10 protein-coding genes, 3 tRNA genes and 1 pseudogene are annotated in these 14,074 nt (G+C 70.6%); 6 read left to right on the top strand and 8 right to left on the bottom strand.

The genetic code is table 11. The annotated features are described in order from the left end of the window. Positions 1-203: 203 nt before the first annotated feature. A pseudogene (locus FDF13_RS15040) lies at positions 204-599 on the top strand (recombinase family protein); the annotation flags it as partial. 628 nt (positions 600-1,227) lie between these two features. Here the strand turns inward: FDF13_RS15040 and FDF13_RS00050 are convergent. Next, positions 1,228-1,303: transfer RNA gene (locus FDF13_RS00050), tRNA-His, on the bottom strand. Between the two features lie 275 nt (positions 1,304-1,578). On the opposite strand from FDF13_RS00050, the gene FDF13_RS00055 reads away from it, so the two are divergent. Continuing rightward, positions 1,579-3,333 (top strand): hypothetical protein, encoded by a 1,755-nt coding sequence (locus FDF13_RS00055; RefSeq protein ID WP_137317917.1) that lies wholly within the window; start codon positions 1,579-1,581, stop codon positions 3,331-3,333. A 215-nt stretch (positions 3,334-3,548) separates the two neighbouring features. Next, entirely contained in the window at positions 3,549-4,766 is a 1,218-nt protein-coding gene (locus FDF13_RS00060) for a hypothetical protein (RefSeq protein WP_137317918.1), read from the top strand. 164 nt (positions 4,767-4,930) lie between these two features. Here the strand turns inward: FDF13_RS00060 and FDF13_RS00065 are convergent. From FDF13_RS00065 to FDF13_RS00075, 3 genes are all read right to left on the bottom strand, one after another. Beyond that, positions 4,931-5,006 (bottom strand) — tRNA-Lys (locus FDF13_RS00065). 86 nt (positions 5,007-5,092) lie between these two features. Continuing rightward, a complete protein-coding gene (locus FDF13_RS00070; RefSeq protein WP_254668834.1) occupies positions 5,093-5,416 on the bottom strand; it encodes a co-chaperone GroES in 324 nt (107 codons plus the stop codon). Beyond that, on the bottom strand, positions 5,409-5,696 hold the full coding sequence (locus tag FDF13_RS00075; protein ID WP_137317919.1) for a DUF3618 domain-containing protein: 288 nt from the start codon (positions 5,694-5,696) through the stop codon (positions 5,409-5,411). Before FDF13_RS00075 ends, FDF13_RS00070 begins: the two co-directional genes overlap by 8 nt. A gap of 168 nt (positions 5,697-5,864) precedes the next feature. On the opposite strand from FDF13_RS00075, the gene bcp reads away from it, so the two are divergent. Both bcp and FDF13_RS00085 read left to right on the top strand, forming a co-directional pair. Further along, positions 5,865-6,332, top strand: a complete 468-nt coding sequence (gene bcp, locus FDF13_RS00080; protein ID WP_137317920.1) for a thioredoxin-dependent thiol peroxidase — start codon at positions 5,865-5,867, stop codon at positions 6,330-6,332. A 71-nt stretch (positions 6,333-6,403) separates the two neighbouring features. Beyond that, positions 6,404-6,485: transfer RNA gene (locus FDF13_RS00085), tRNA-Leu, on the top strand. 55 nt (positions 6,486-6,540) lie between these two features. Here FDF13_RS00085 and FDF13_RS00090 read toward each other — a convergent pair. From FDF13_RS00090 to FDF13_RS00105, 4 genes are all read right to left on the bottom strand, one after another. Continuing rightward, positions 6,541-7,938, bottom strand: coding sequence for an osmoprotectant NAGGN system M42 family peptidase (locus FDF13_RS00090; RefSeq protein WP_217494872.1), 1,398 nt, complete (start codon positions 7,936-7,938; stop codon positions 6,541-6,543). 93 nt (positions 7,939-8,031) lie between these two features. Continuing rightward, positions 8,032-9,726 (bottom strand): N-acetylglutaminylglutamine synthetase, encoded by a 1,695-nt coding sequence (ngg, locus tag FDF13_RS00095; RefSeq protein WP_137317921.1) that lies wholly within the window; start codon positions 9,724-9,726, stop codon positions 8,032-8,034. Between the two features lie 67 nt (positions 9,727-9,793). Further along, complete coding sequence (locus FDF13_RS00100; protein WP_137317922.1) at positions 9,794-11,593, bottom strand: N-acetylglutaminylglutamine amidotransferase; 1,800 nt, start codon at positions 11,591-11,593, stop codon at positions 9,794-9,796. A 166-nt stretch (positions 11,594-11,759) separates the two neighbouring features. After that, on the bottom strand, positions 11,760-13,286 hold the full coding sequence (locus tag FDF13_RS00105) for a class I SAM-dependent methyltransferase (RefSeq protein ID WP_137317923.1): 1,527 nt from the start codon (positions 13,284-13,286) through the stop codon (positions 11,760-11,762). A 207-nt stretch (positions 13,287-13,493) separates the two neighbouring features. Here FDF13_RS00105 and FDF13_RS00110 point away from each other — a divergent pair, with 207 nt between their 5' ends. Further along, complete coding sequence (locus FDF13_RS00110) at positions 13,494-13,886, top strand: universal stress protein (protein ID WP_137317924.1); 393 nt, start codon at positions 13,494-13,496, stop codon at positions 13,884-13,886. Positions 13,887-14,074 lie beyond the last annotated feature (188 nt).

Here is a 14,074-nt window from a genome sequence, read left to right on the forward strand (position 1 = left end):
CGACTGAGCAGGCGTGCGCGGGTGTACGGCGGGATGTTGGGCAGCAAGACTTCCTCGACGGCGCAGTCGTCGCCGTCGCAGTGGCCAAGGATCATGTGGGCGAGTTCGTGGAGCACGAACTGCTGACGGTGCAGCGGGGGCGGGAGGTACGCACTGTCGAGATCGACGAAGAACGAGCCCCGCTGGTCCGGTGGGCGTTCCAGGTGTTCGCATCCGGCGACTGGACGACGAGCCAGCTTCACCAGGAACTCGTAGCGCGTGGGCTCACGACAGCAGCGTCGCCGCGACGACCATCCCGACCCATCGGCAAGTCGTCGGTGCATCGGATGCTGACGAACCCGTACTACAAGGGCAGCGTCCGCTACCAGGGCGTCACCTACGCCGGAGCGCACGAGGCGATCGTCCCCAACGAGGTGTGGGATCAGGTGCAGACCGTGCTCGGCACGCACCGCTCGGCCGCGGATGCGACGCAAGTCCATGAGCACTACTTGAAGGGCACCGTGTTCTGCGGGCAGTGCGGGTCGCGGCTGCTGGTGTGCAACGCGAAGAGCAGCCAGGGCACGATCTACCCGTACTTCGTCTGCGCCAGCCGTCACGGCGGCAGAGGCAACTGCACCCGGCAGGCGATGCTCATTGAGCAGGTCGAACGACTCATCGAGCGCTTCTATACCAAGGTGCAGATCGACCCGGAAACGATCGAGGTGGTCTCGGCGATGCTCCATGCCCGGTTCGACGAGATGATGGCGGAAGGCGCCGCCGAGCTCGCCGACCTCGCGTCCCGGAGAGCCCAGCTCGAAGGCGAGCAGCAGAAGCTGCTCCAAGCCCACTACGCCGGAGCGATCCCGCTCGACCTCCTCAAGCGCGAGCAGGACCGGATCACCGCGTCGTTGGAGACGATCGAGCACCGGATCACCGCGCACCACGGCCACTACGCCGCTGCGCGAGAGAACCTCGACGACTCCCTGAAACTGCTGTCGAACGCCGCCGACATCTACGAGCACGCCGACGACGCGAACCGTCGGCTCCTCAACCAGGCGCTGGTCAAGACGATCTACATCGACGAGGACAACGACGTGCGCGTCGGCTACCGCAACCCATACGACGGGCTGAGTATCCCCGGCCTCCACGCCGACGCCCTGAGCTGGGCCGCCGAGGCAAAGAGAATGGGCCAGGCTGAACCCTCGACCAAGGGCGGACCCTTGGCCGCGAGTTCAAACCTGACCCGTTTGGGGTGGCTAACGGGACTTGAACCCGCGACCCCCGCGACCACAACGCGGTGCTCTACCAGCTGAGCTATAGCCACCATCGCTGCCAGCAGGCAGCATCGACCATTCTAGGGCGGTCCCAGGCCGGTGGGCAAACCGGGTGGGTGTGATGAATCCCGCACTCCACCGGCGCCGTGCAGCCTGTGCCTCGCACCTCGGCCGCTGTTGCCCTGCACTCGCCGCCGACAGCAGGAACAATGCCTGCCCGCCCCCGCCCCGACGGTTCCTCCACGAACGCTGAGGAACGCAACGATTGGGTCGCCGAAGGGTAACTATTCGGACTCGGACGCAGTCATGCCCGGAGCACGTTCGTATGCTTGTCTCCGTCGTCGTCGCCGCACGCCTCCCCGTCTCCGAATCCCGAACCGAGGTCACCCGCTCCATGCCCATCGCCCAGGTGCACGTCTCCGCCGATCGCTCGGCGGAAGCGACCGTGGATGGTGCCACCTCCCACCATCCCGACCTGGGTGCTGCCATGACCCGGCTGACCGCGCTCGCCCGCGAGGGCGGTCAGCCCGTCACCCTCGAGATCCACGACGCCGGCACCGTGCGCACGCTCCACATCGATCCGAGCGGCCGCGTCTCCATGCAGGCCGCACCGCTCGCACCCTCGCAGCAATCCGCACCCTCGCAGCCGGCCGTACCCTCGCAGCAGTCCGAGATCCCGACCGCCGCGCCGGAGGAGCCACCCGCGCCTGAGGAGCCCGCCTCGTCGGATGCCACGCCGCCGCGCGCCAGCACGCCCGACGGCTATCCGATCGGCACCCCGTACTCCGGTCCGGCCGCTCCCGGCGCGAATGCGCGCACCCGCCGCCGGGCCCAGCGCCAGGCCGACCGCCGGACCGCGGCGCAGTCCGCGCGCAGTGCGCCCACCCGCTCGAAGGCCCCCGACAGCGGGGCCGCTCGGCATCACCCCCGTCGGTCGCGGGTGCGCGGTCTCACCGCACCGACGATCGTTCTCGCGGTCATGCTCGTCGTCGCGCTCGGCGCCTATTTCCTGCCCCGGATCATCGGCTCCCCCGACGGGCTGACCCCGCAGAGCATCCCGGCCGGCAGCACGAACACCTCTGAGGACTCGCTCGCCCTCGAGGACGGCCGGACCCCGGTCCCCGGTTTCGCCGCCCAGCCGACGTGGGAGTCCGAGGTGCCGGCGACCGCCTCGGTCACGGCGACGGGCCGCGGCGTGCTCGTCGTCGACGGCAACGCCCTCGCCGTCCTCGACCCGGAAACCGGCGAGTCCCGGTACACGGAGGACATCGACGCGCCGATCAGCTTCGCGGTCGACACCGTCATCGATGGCGAGCGCGCGCTCGTGTGGCGCACCGGAGACCGCGCCCAGGCCCTGTTCGACGGCGAGACCGCCCCGATCGAGTACACGATCCCGGACGACGCCCGCATCTCCTCGGCCGGCACGAGCGTGCTCATCAAGGAGGGCAACTCCCTGTCGACCTTCACCCGCGACGGCCTCACCGCGATCCCCACCCCGGACCCGGGGTACACACCGATGGCGCTCGACGGCACCGCGCTCATCAGCGCGGAGTTCTCCGGCACGGTGACCACGACGGACGTCGACACCGCCGAGAGCTCCGAGATCCTCCTCGAGAGCCCGTCCGACGACCTGCAGATCTTCCGCTGGGTGACCGCCGGGCACGGCAAGATCGTGTCGCTGTGGGGCGAACCGGGCGCGAGCGCGACGAGCGGCCACCGGATCCAGCTCGTCGTCCACTCCGCCGCGGACGGTCGCATCTTCTCCACCGTGTCGACCACGACCGACGCGGTGGGCGAGGCGAACTGGGTGCGCGGGCAGGGATACCGCCTGGCCGTCATCGGCCCCTACCTCTTCACCGTCGACGGCGGGCTGCTCGTGCGCAACGCCACCGCGCACCACCTGCGCATGGCCGAGCCGCGCGGGGAGATCGTGCCCTCGTCGATCGACGACACGCGGTACCTGCTCCACGGCAACACCGCGTGGCGCTCGGACGCGAATCTGCTCGCCGTCACCGACTCCGGTTCCCACGCGATCGTGCGCACCGGCCAGGACCGGGTCGTCGGCTACCCCGCCCAGTGAACCCGGCGCCGCATGGGCGCGAACCGCGCCGCGCACGAATTGCGGTCGTTGTGTAAGCGTCGCTTTCGTCTTCTACGCACCGTAGTCGTTACGATGAACACAGGAGCGTCACAGCCGTCCCCCGCTCGGCCACCACCCTGATCGAACGCCGGCGACGACGACCCCGGGCCACACCCCGGAACTCCTCCATTCGATGTCGACCCCGAGGACCGCACGTGCGCCCCAGCCCGATGATCGGCCGCACCGCCGCCGCCGTGGGCGTCGCTGCGCTCCTCGCCGGCGGTTCCGCGATCGGGGCGGCAGCCGTTCCGACGGCCGGGCCCGCACCCGCTCCCCCGGCATCCGAGTCCGACACCGCACCCGAGGCGCCCGCCCCCTCACCGCAGCCCACGAACGTTCCGGGCCCCGCCGCGATCCCGACGGAACCGGCGCCGGAGGCTCCGCAGCAGGAATCCCCGCAGGACGTTCCGCAGGACAGCGGCACCGATGCCGAGGCGCCCGCGGAGGACCCGGAGATCGGCCCGAGCGAACCGGGCTCGGACCCGAGCGATGACCCCGGCCTGGGGCCGGTCGATCCGACCGCAGATCCGACACCGGAACCGACCGCAGATCCGACGCCGGGCCCGACCGCGGCACCGGAGCCGACGGATACGCCGACGTCCGAGCCGACGCCCGACCCCAGTCCGACGGAGACCGCCTCCCCGACACCGGGCCCCACTCCCACGGACACCTCTTCTCCGTCGGCGACAGCCGCGCCCACGCCGACCCCGACTCCCACGGGCGACCCGGAGAACCCCGGCGATGGTGGAACCGATCCGGATGAGGGGACTCCGAGCGGCACCCCCACCCCGGAACCCACCCCGGCTCCGAGCTCCCCTGAGCCCGAACCGACCCCGGAACCCACCCCGACTCCGAGCTCCCCTGAGCCCGAACCGACCCCGGATGACCCGGGGCGCGACGATTCCGGACCGCGCGACGACTCCGATGACCCCGACGACAGCGGTGACGAGCCGGCCGACCCCGAGTCCGACGACTCCGGTCCGGGAGCGGACGACCGCGGTTCCGGATCCGGCGAGCGGCGACCGCGGACGAACGATCCGGTGACCGGCAGCGGCGGCTCCTCGGGCACCGAGGTCCCCAACAGGGCCGGCACCGACTGGGCTCCGCAGGCGGGGAACTCGGGCCAGGCGCTGAACGAGGACTACTCCGATCCGGTGCCGCAGGCTCCGGGCTCCCAGGACGACCAGGACGTCATCAGCGACGGGACCGACGACGCGACCCCTGATCCCGACACCGACTCCGATATCGATGCCGCCGGTGACGCCACCGGGTTCGGCTTCAGCTGGCCGCTCGCAGCGCTCATCGCCATCGGCCTGCTGTGCCTGGCCTTCATCGCCTTCGTCATCGGCCGTCGCGGCTCCGACGAGCACTGAAGCCCCCGCGGCCCCGACCGAACCACCCCGAACCGGACTGCCGTCGAGGCTTCACCGGGCTGTCGCGCCCCCAGCTCCCGGACCCCGCACATGGGCACCGCCCAGGTGCCCGGCACATGAGAAAGCGCCCGCCCTGGTCATCAGACCTGGACGGACGCTTTCGGTGGTACACCCCCCGGGACTCGAACCCGGAACCCACTGATTAAGAGTCAGTTGCTCTACCAATTGAGCTAGAGGTGCGCAACGAGTCACCACTATACACTCACTCCGAGGCCGACGAGAACTCGAATCCGGAGAATGTGGCACGTTTCACTCCGGGCACCGGATCAGAGGTAGAGCCCGGTCGATTCGTCGCCGGCCTGCTGTCCGATCGCGTGGACGTCGCGCTCCCGCAGGAGCGTGTACGCACTGCCCTCGAACTCGACCTCGGCGCGGTCCTCGGGATCGAAGAGGATCATGTCGCCCAGGCTCACCTGGCGGACGTGCGGACCCGCGGCGACGACCTCTCCCCAGCCGAGCCGGCGGCCCACCGCCGCGGTGGCGGGGATGACGATCCCGGCGCGGGACTTCCGCTCGCCCGATTCCCGATCCGGCTGGACGAGGATCCGGTCGTGGAGCATCCGGATCGGGAGGCCTGCGGAATCAGGCACGCGACTTCCGGATGGCGAGGAAAGTGACGAGTGCGGCGACGCTGAGGATCACACCGCCGATGAGCGCCGCGCGATCCGACTTGACCGAGCCGTCGTCGGCCACGAGCACGGACTTGGCGCTCTCCGCCGCGCGGTTCGCCAGCGCCGAGGGGTGCACCCGCCCCATGAGCTCGTCGACATTCGCGGCGAGGCGCTGTTCGCGCAGGCGGATCGATTCGACGAGCTGGGCCTTGTCGGCGGAGTCGACGGTGACGTCGGAGGTGTAGACGTTGCTGCTCATGGTGATGTGTCCTCGGGTCGGCGGGTGTGGCGGTGCCGCGCCCCGCGCCCAGAGCCTGCAGTCGCCGCTGCTGCGCCCGGGTGCCGCACCGTATCCTTCGCCCCTGAGCTTACCGAATCCCGGCGGCTATGGTTGAACCGGACAGACCGCCAGAGAAAGGACTCCATCGTGCCCCGCCTCGAGATCGGCGACACCGCCCCGGACTTCACCCTGCCCGATTCCACCGGCGCCCCCGTTACGCTGTCGGACTACCGCGGCCGCCGTGTGGTCGTGTACTTCTATCCCGCGGCCATGACCCCGGGCTGCACCACCCAGGCATGCGACTTCCGCGACTCCCTCGCCGCGCTCGAGGCCGCCGGCGTCGCAGTGCTCGGGGTCTCACCTGACTCCCCGGAGAAGCTCGCGAAGTTCGTCGAGAAGGAGGGGCTGAACTTCCCGCTCCTGTCCGATCCGGACAAGGAGATGATGAAGGAGTGGGGCGCGTTCGGCGAGAAGAAGAACTACGGCAAGGTCGTGCAGGGCGTCATCCGCTCCACTGTCGTGATCGACGCCGAGGGCACGGTCGAGCACGCTCAGTACAACGTCAAGGCCACCGGGCACGTCGCCCGGCTCCGCAAGCAGCTCGGCCTCGACTGAGCGCTGCCGTCGCACCGGGGCACCTCGAGCACGGCTCCACCTGCTCGTGGGATAGGATCTCGGTGCGACTCGCGCGAGTGGCGGAATCGGTAGACGCGCTGGATTTAGGTTCCAGTGTCTTCGGACGTAGGGGTTCAAGTCCCCTCTCGCGCACACCTCGGCCCCGGCCCGCTCCCCCCGGCACCGCAGCGCCGGGGAGCGACCGATCTCAACCCTGGTCGGGCTGCAGGTCCGTGCCCGGGTCCTCGTCGGGCCGGTAGCGCGGGACGTTGGAGATCTTGCCCTCGTGCTGCATGTCGCCGGGCCGCTCCCCGATCGCCGGCTGCCGCTGGGACGGGAAGTCCTTGAGGTCTCCGGTCTTGTTCGCGTCCCACTCCTCGAGGGTGAGCGGCGTCTGCAGCCACAGCGTGACGAGCTCCGCGCAGGCCCTGAGGGAGTCGACGTGCGTGCGCTCCCAGCCGTGCGAGGCATCGAGTCCGAACGCCAGGAGCGCCGCGCGCGCCCCGGCACCGGCCTCGAGCGCGGCGGCGACATCGGAGCGGTAGAAGTGGAAGATGTCGCGGGCCACCGGCAGCTCGTGGCGCTGGGCCAGCGTGATGAGCTTGCGGGTGAGGTGGTAGTCGAAGGGCCCGTGCATGTCCTTGAGCGGGATCGTGATGCCGTACTCGATCGCATTCTGACCCGGCGCGCACACCGCGTTGTCGATCGACACGAGCTCTGCGACGTCGTCGGACACCCCGGACGAGGCACCGTGGCCGACCTCTTCGAAGATCGTCACCATGATGCTCGTCCGGTGCGGCAGGCGCAGACGGCCCTCCTTGACGCTCTTCGCCGCGGCGAGCGCGATCGCGACCCCGGCCTTGCCGTCGAGGTGGCGGGAGTTGATGTACCCGGAGCGGGACCGCTGCGGCCCGGCCATGAGCGCCACGGTGTTCCCGATCTCGATGCCGAGCTCCTCGAGCCCCTCCCTCGACTCGACGCGCTCGTCGACGCGGACTTCGACGTGCTCCCAGCCGACGCCCTGCGTGTCGATCTCGTCGCCGAACGCGTGCCCGCTCGACTTGAGCGGCAGGATGGTGCCGGTGTAGACGACGTCGGGGAACTCGGTGACGATCTGCACCCGGGCGCCCTCGGCGAAGCGTGCGGAGAAGGTGCCGACCGGCACCACTGAGAGGCGCCCGTTGGGCTTGAGACCCGACACCATGCAGCCGATCGTGTCGGCGTGCACGACGAGCGAGCGGTCGAAGGTCTCCGTCTCCCCCGGCAGGTCGACGATGAGGGTGCCCTGCCGGGTCACCGTCGAGTCGAGTCCGAGGTCGTTGACGATGTCGCCGATGTACTGCATGACGGCGTCCGTGCGGCCGGACGGGCTGGGGGTGCGCAGCAGCCGGAACAGGATGTCGACCATCCACTCGGTGTCGATCTCACCGGTCGACAGGTCCTGGAACCCGGTGAGGTTCGCCTTGCCGAGCTCCTGCACGTCGATCGTCCGGTCGTCGCTCGGTGCGGTGCCGGCCCGGGCGGTGCCGGTGGTGGTCGTGTCCGTTCCTGCGGTGTCGGTGCCGACCGCATCGATCCCGGCGAGGTCGTCCGTATGGTCCTTCATGGTGCCTCCTGCTGCGTTCTCACTGCTCACGGCAAGAGTAGCGGCTCGACGAACCGCCGGTGAAACGGTCTCGGGCGGCGGCGCGCGGGGACCTCAGTTGACGGGGTCCTGCGGCTTCTCCGGCTGCCAGGTCCACGGGGTGCGGGCGGAGTTCGGGAACAGGTAGTCGATGAACTCCGCCGGCACGGGCTGCGGTTCGTGGTTCGCCAGCCCGGGACGCTCATTGGCCTCGATGAACACGTACTCCTCGCCCTCGACGTCGGGCACGAGCAGGTCGATGCCGCTCACCGGGATGTCGATCGCCTTGGTGGCGGTGAGCGCCGCCTGGGCGAGGGCTGGGCTGAGCCGGTCGGTGACGTCGTGGATGGTGCCGCCGGTGTGGAGGTTCGCGGTCCGGCGGACCTGCAGCCGCTCCCCCGCCTCGAGCACGTCGTCGAAGGTGTAGCCGCCCTCGCGCACGGTCGCCTCGGTCGCGTCGTCGAGCGGGATCTTCGACTCCCCGCCGGTCGCGGCGGCGCGCCGCTTCGAATGGCGGCGGATGAGTTCGTGGATCGGCGTCTCGCCGTCGCCGACGATCGTCGCCGGCCGGCGGATCGCCGCCGCCGACACGCGGCCGTTGATGACGAGGATCCGCAGGTCGTCGCCCTCGGCGAACTCCTCGAGGAGCACCTCGGAGCCCTCGCCCCCGGCGCGCCGGAGCGCGTCCTTGAGCTGCTTCTCCGTCTGCACCCCGATGGTGATCCCGGCGCCCTGCTCACCGCGCACCGGCTTGACGACGAGAGCGCCGACCTCGTCGAGGAACTCGACATCCTCCTGATCGAAGGTGGCGCTGCGGCCCCGGGGCACGCGCACCCCGGCCTTCTCCACGATCTTGCGGGTGACCCGCTTGTCCTCGCACCGGCTCATCGCCACCGCGGTGGTGTACTGCGACAGGGATTCCCGGGTGATGACGGTGCGGCCGCCGTGCTCGAGCTGGATGTAGCCGGTGTCGGCGTCGAGCACGGTGACGCGGATGCCGCGGCGGATCGCCTCGTCGGCGATGATCCGCGAGTACGGGTTGAGCTCCTCGAGTCCCTCGATCTGCCGCTTCGCGTACAGCTTCTCGTTGATCGCGTTCTTGCGCTTGATGCCGTAGACCGGGGTGCGGTCGAAGCCGAGCCGCTCGTAGAGCTTGATCGCGCCCTCGTTGTCCCACATCACCGACAGGTCCATGAACGCCGCGCCGGCATCGCGCATCCGATGGGCGAGGGTGATCGCGAGCTGCTTGCCGAGCCCGGCGTGGACGGTCGCCGGATCGACGGCGAGGCACCACAGCGAGGAACCGCGGTCCGGGTCGTCGAACAGCGCCCGGTGGTCCACGCCGGTGACGGTCCCGATGATCTCCCCGTCGGCGGTGTCGACCGCGACGAGGTACTGCACCGCGGGGTTGTGGTTGTGGTTGTCCCACATCACCTCGACATCGGCGGGCACCATCTGCCGGAGCACGTAGATCCGGTTCATCCGCTCGGCCTCGTCCTTCGTGCGGACGGGGCGGATCTCGATCCCCGGGATCGGGGTCGACTCCGGGATCTCCCCGGTGAGGTCGAGCCGGTACGTGTGGCTCGGGTCGATGAAGTACTCCTCCGGGTGGAGTGCCACGAGCACGTGCGGATCCTTGAGGTACATGCAGATGTCGCGCGTGCCGCCGGCCTCGTCGCGCAGCACGCGGCCGATCTCCTCGATCTCCGAGAAGGTCTGGCCGAAGACCAGTCGGCCCCAGCCCAGCTCCTGGATCACGTCGGTCTTCATCGATGTCTCCTGTTCGCCGGCACCGGTCGGGACCGGGCCGGGGTGGGCGGTGGGCTCGGTCGCCGGCTCAGGCGGCCGGCCCCGTGATGCCGTGGCTCTGGAACCACAGCTCGAGCAGCGCGATCTGCCACAGGCGGTTGCCGCGCAGCGGGGTGAGGTTGCCGTTCGGGTCCTGGAGCAGCTGTGCGACGGCGTCCTGCTGGAACAGCCCGCGGTCCCGGGCGGTCTGCCCGGTCACGGCGTCGGTCACCATGTCGAGGTAGGGGCCGGCGAGGTGCTTGAGCGCCGGCACCGGGAAGTAGCCCTTGGGCCGGTCGATGACGGCGGCCGGGATGACCTTCCGGCCGGCCTCCTTGAGCACGCCCTTGCCGTCCTGCGCGGTCTTGAGCCGGGCCGGGCACTGCGCGGCGAGCTCGACGAGGTCGTGGTCGAGGAACGGCACTCGCGCCTCGAGGCCCCACGCCATCGTCATGTTGTCCACGCGCTTGACCGGGTCGTCGGTGAGCATGATCTGGGTGTCGATCCGCAGCGCCTTGTCGATCGCGCTCGACGCGCCCGGGTGCCGGAAGTGGGCGTCGACGAATTCGCCGGACACGTCCGAGCCGGCGAGGAACCGGGGGCTGACGAGCTGCGCCATCTCCTCGTGGCTGCGGTCGAAGAACGCGCCCCGGTAGCTCGCGAGCGCGGCCTCCGGGTCGGTGCCGGCGGCGTACATCGGCGGGTACCAGTGGTAGCCGGCGAACACCTCGTCGGCGCCCTGCCCGGACTGGACGACCTTGACGTGCTTGGCGACCTCCTCGCTGAGGAGGTAGAAGGCCACCGCGTCGTGGGAGACCATCGGCTCCGACATCGCGTGGATCGCGTTGCCGAGCGCCGGCAACATCCGCGCGGTGTCGATCCGGATCTGGTGGTGGCGGGTGCCGAAGTGCTCGGCGATGACGTCGGAGTACTTGAACTCGTCGCCCTCCTCGCCGCCGGCGGCCTCGAAGCCGATCGAGAAGGTGTTGAGGCCGTGCTGGCCCTCCTCGGCGAGCAGGCCGACGATGAGGCTCGAGTCGAGCCCGCCGGAGAGCAGCACGCCCACCGGCACGTCGGCGACGAGGCGGCGGCGCACCGCGTTGCGCAGGCTGTCGAGGATCGCGTCCTCCCAGTCGTTGTCCGACCACTCGGCCTTCGCTGGGTCGTCCTCGTAGATCGGCTCCCAGTAGGTCCGCTCGGTGCGGGTGCCGTCGGGCTCGATCCACATGAGGGTGGCCGGTGGGAGCTTCCGCACCCCCTGGAGCATGGTGTACGGCGCGGGCACCACGGCGTGGAAGGTCATGTAGTGGTGGAGGGCGACGGGGTCGATCCGGGTGTCGACGCCCCCGCCGGCGAGGATCGCCGGGAGGGAGGAGGCGAAGCGGAAGGCGCCGTCGACCTCGGCGTAGTAGAAGGGCTTGATGCCCAGGCGGTCGCGGCCCACGAGCACGCGGCCGGAGCGCTCGTCGAACAGCGCGAAGGCGAACATGCCCTTGAGGCGGTGGACGAAGTCCTCGCCCCACTGCGCGTAGGCCTTGAGGATGACCTCGGTGTCGGAGTGGCCGCGGAAGGAGTGGCCGAGCCCGCGGAGCTCCTCGAGGAGCTCGGGGTAGTTGTAGATGCAGCCGTTGAAGACGATGCTCAGGCGCGTGTCCGGGTCGTGCATGGGCTGGGCGCCGGCCTCGGAGAGGTCGATGATCGCGAGCCGGCGGTGGCCGAAGACGACGTGGTCCTTCTCGTAGAGGCCGTGGCCGTCGGGGCCGCGGGGGATCATGACCTCGCTCATCGCCTGGACCGCGGCGCTGTCCGGCGCGTGGACGGTCCCGATCTCACCACAGATTCCGCACATGGCCTCTCACATCCTTCTCGTCGGCGTCCCGGAGCTCGTCCGGATTCTCATCCTATCGGTTCGGGCACGGTGCCGGTTCGGGCGGACGGGGAAGGTGGGCGAGGTCACGGCGGCTCCGCCGAGGAGAGCCGAGCTGGTCCCGGTCGCAGCAAGGCGGCCTGTGCCGTCACGCCGGGACTGCGGCGCTCACCACGGTGAATCGGCGGTCGCGCGCCCACTGCACGGAGGTCCCGAAGACGCGGTCGACGATCGGGCGGTACCGCAGGTGCGAGTTGAAGACGCAGACGAGGCGCCCACCGGGGGCGAGCAGCTCGTGCGCCCGGTGGATGAGGGTCCGCGCGGTGCCCGTCTCGATGGTCGTCCCGTCATGGAACGGCGGGTTGAGGACGACGAGGTCGAACATGCCGGCCGCGACTGCCTCGGCTCCCGCGCCCCAGGGCAGCGGAGCTGTCGCGTCCTGGAGGAGGAGCCGCGGACAGGTCGGCTGCGAGTGGTGCGGGTCGGCGGCACGAGCCCGTGAGCCGTTCCCGTCAGGCGTCCCGGCGGCGCAGGTCACCGTGGCCGAGGCGATCGCCGCCCGGGACACGTCCACACCGGTGAGTGCCGCTCCGGGGTGGAGCGCGCCGAGCGCGGCGAGCAGCCAGCCGTTGCCGCAGCCGAGGTCGAGGATACGGCGGGGCGCCACCGGCTGGTCGGCGTCCGTGGGAACGGGTTCCGCTGCCGCGGGCGGGGAGCCGTCGGCTTCGGGCAGGTCCGTCGCCGGTGCCGCCGGGCCGAGGTGGCTGCGGACGGCGTCGAGGAGGAGCTCGGATCCGGGGTCGGATGTCGGGCCGCCGAAGCAGGCGCCGAACGCGCTCACCCGGATGTCCGGGATGCCGGGGACCCGCGTGCTCACGGCAGCGGTCCGCGGGGCGGGGATCCGATCGGAGGCACCCGGGACCGGAGCGTGCGATGCGGTTCCCTGCGAAGCCGCGCTCCGCGGTCGCGAGGCGATGAGGAGTCGGGACTTCGCGCGGCCGGGCGACACATCGACGCGGTCGTAGAACTTCGCGAGCTCGGCGTTGAGCCCCCGGCTCATGTGCTTGTCGCGTCCGACGACGACGAACTCCGCGGCCACCGGGGCGAGCACCTCGAGGTACTCGTCGAGCACCCGCACCGCCTTCGGTGCGGAGAGGATCACCCGGCAGGGCCCGGGGAGGGAGCGCGATGCCTCGGCGAGCGCCCGCAACCCGGGGGTGGGCTGCACGGATGCCATCCGCTGGATGCGTGATCCGACCGCCTCGACCGCGTCGACGGCCCGGCGCGCGGACTCCTCGGCTGCGATCGAGTCCGCGTAGGCGACGACCGGGCCGGCCCCGGTGAGTGCGACCACGAGAGCGAGGGCGCCGCTCGCGTCGTCGAGGACGATCGAGCCGGGTGCCGGAGTGTCAACCCCGTCAGTTCGGTCGGTGCCCGCTCCGTCCGTGCCGTTTCCGTCCGTCCCCATCGTGGCGGCCTCCGCACCGCTTCCCGCCGCCGGTCGGCCGGAGACGTCGAGCACCCCGGCAGCGCGGCCCGTCAGGTACTCCTGGACCAGGCGCGCATCGGGGTGACCGAGCGGCCAGCCGGCGAACACTGCGGCGAGCTCCCGGTCGGTGGCCGCGATCGGTCCGTCGGGGCGGAGCAGGGCTTCGGGCAGGAGGGAGGCGGGCATGGCGACAGTCTACGGAGACGGTGCGGCAGGGAGGCTGCGCGCCGCGGGGAGGAGCACCCCGGCAGGTCGGGACGACGCCTCCGATGTGCGCACCCCACCGCAGAGGCGCAGGTGGGGCGGGCCGACCGGGGCGGACGCCTCGTGCACGGTCCGGCCGGCGCCGACTATGGTGGAGAGGGACGACCGGCCCCGTTGAGGAGATCCCCCATGACCATTCTCGTCGGCTACACGCCGAACCCCGAAGGCACCGCAGCAGTGGAATTCGGCATCCGCCAGGCCCGCGCATTCGACGACACCCTGCTCGTGCTCAACGCCGGGATCGGCGAATCGAAGGACGAGCGCGGCGTCGCCTCGGAGGAGCAGCTCGCCGAGATCGTGAAGAAGCTCCAGTCCGCGAGCATCAAGTACGAGCTCAAGCAGTTCCTGCGCGGCAACGACGCCGTCGAGGAGATCCTCGCGCTCGCGGAGGCGTCCCCCGAGGTCTCGATGATCATCATCGGTTCCCGCAAGCGCTCGGCCGTCGGCAAGCTCATCATGGGCTCGTCCGCGCAGCGGATCATCCTCGGCTCGCCCGTCCCCGTGGTCTCCGTCAAGGCCTGACCCTGGCGCGGCCGCCCCGGCCTTCCCCGAAAGTCCCGCGATTCCTGCAATCCCCCTCACAACCTGTTCAGGTCGAAGGGGTGAGTGCAGGAATTGCGGGACTTTCCCCTCATGGAGCCCTGTGACCTGAGGACGGGCAGTCGTCCACAGGCAGTGGAGGGGGTCTTGTCCGGGGCTGCCGGGCGATG

Origin of the sequence: Brevibacterium sp. CS2 (genome assembly GCF_005280295.1) — a bacterium.
GTDB classification, from domain to species: Bacteria; Actinomycetota; Actinomycetes; order Actinomycetales; family Brevibacteriaceae; genus Brevibacterium; species Brevibacterium pityocampae.

What these genes read in the sequence shown, in the direction of transcription:
- FDF13_RS00055 (WP_137317917.1), top strand. Translation starts at nt 1,579, where the DNA reads ATGCTTGTCTCCGTCGTCGTCGCCGCACGCCTCCCCGTCTCCGAATCC.
- FDF13_RS00075 (WP_137317919.1), bottom strand. Translation starts at nt 5,696, where the DNA reads ATGAGCAGCAACGTCTACACCTCCGACGTCACCGTCGACTCCGCCGAC.
- FDF13_RS00090 (WP_217494872.1), bottom strand. Translation starts at nt 7,938, where the DNA reads ATGAAGGACCATACGGACGACCTCGCCGGGATCGATGCGGTCGGCACC.
- ngg (WP_137317921.1), bottom strand. Translation starts at nt 9,726, where the DNA reads ATGAAGACCGACGTGATCCAGGAGCTGGGCTGGGGCCGACTGGTCTTC.
- FDF13_RS00100 (WP_137317922.1), bottom strand. Translation starts at nt 11,593, where the DNA reads ATGTGCGGAATCTGTGGTGAGATCGGGACCGTCCACGCGCCGGACAGC.
- FDF13_RS00105 (WP_137317923.1), bottom strand. Translation starts at nt 13,286, where the DNA reads ATGCCCGCCTCCCTCCTGCCCGAAGCCCTGCTCCGCCCCGACGGACCG.
- FDF13_RS00110 (WP_137317924.1), top strand. Translation starts at nt 13,494, where the DNA reads ATGACCATTCTCGTCGGCTACACGCCGAACCCCGAAGGCACCGCAGCA.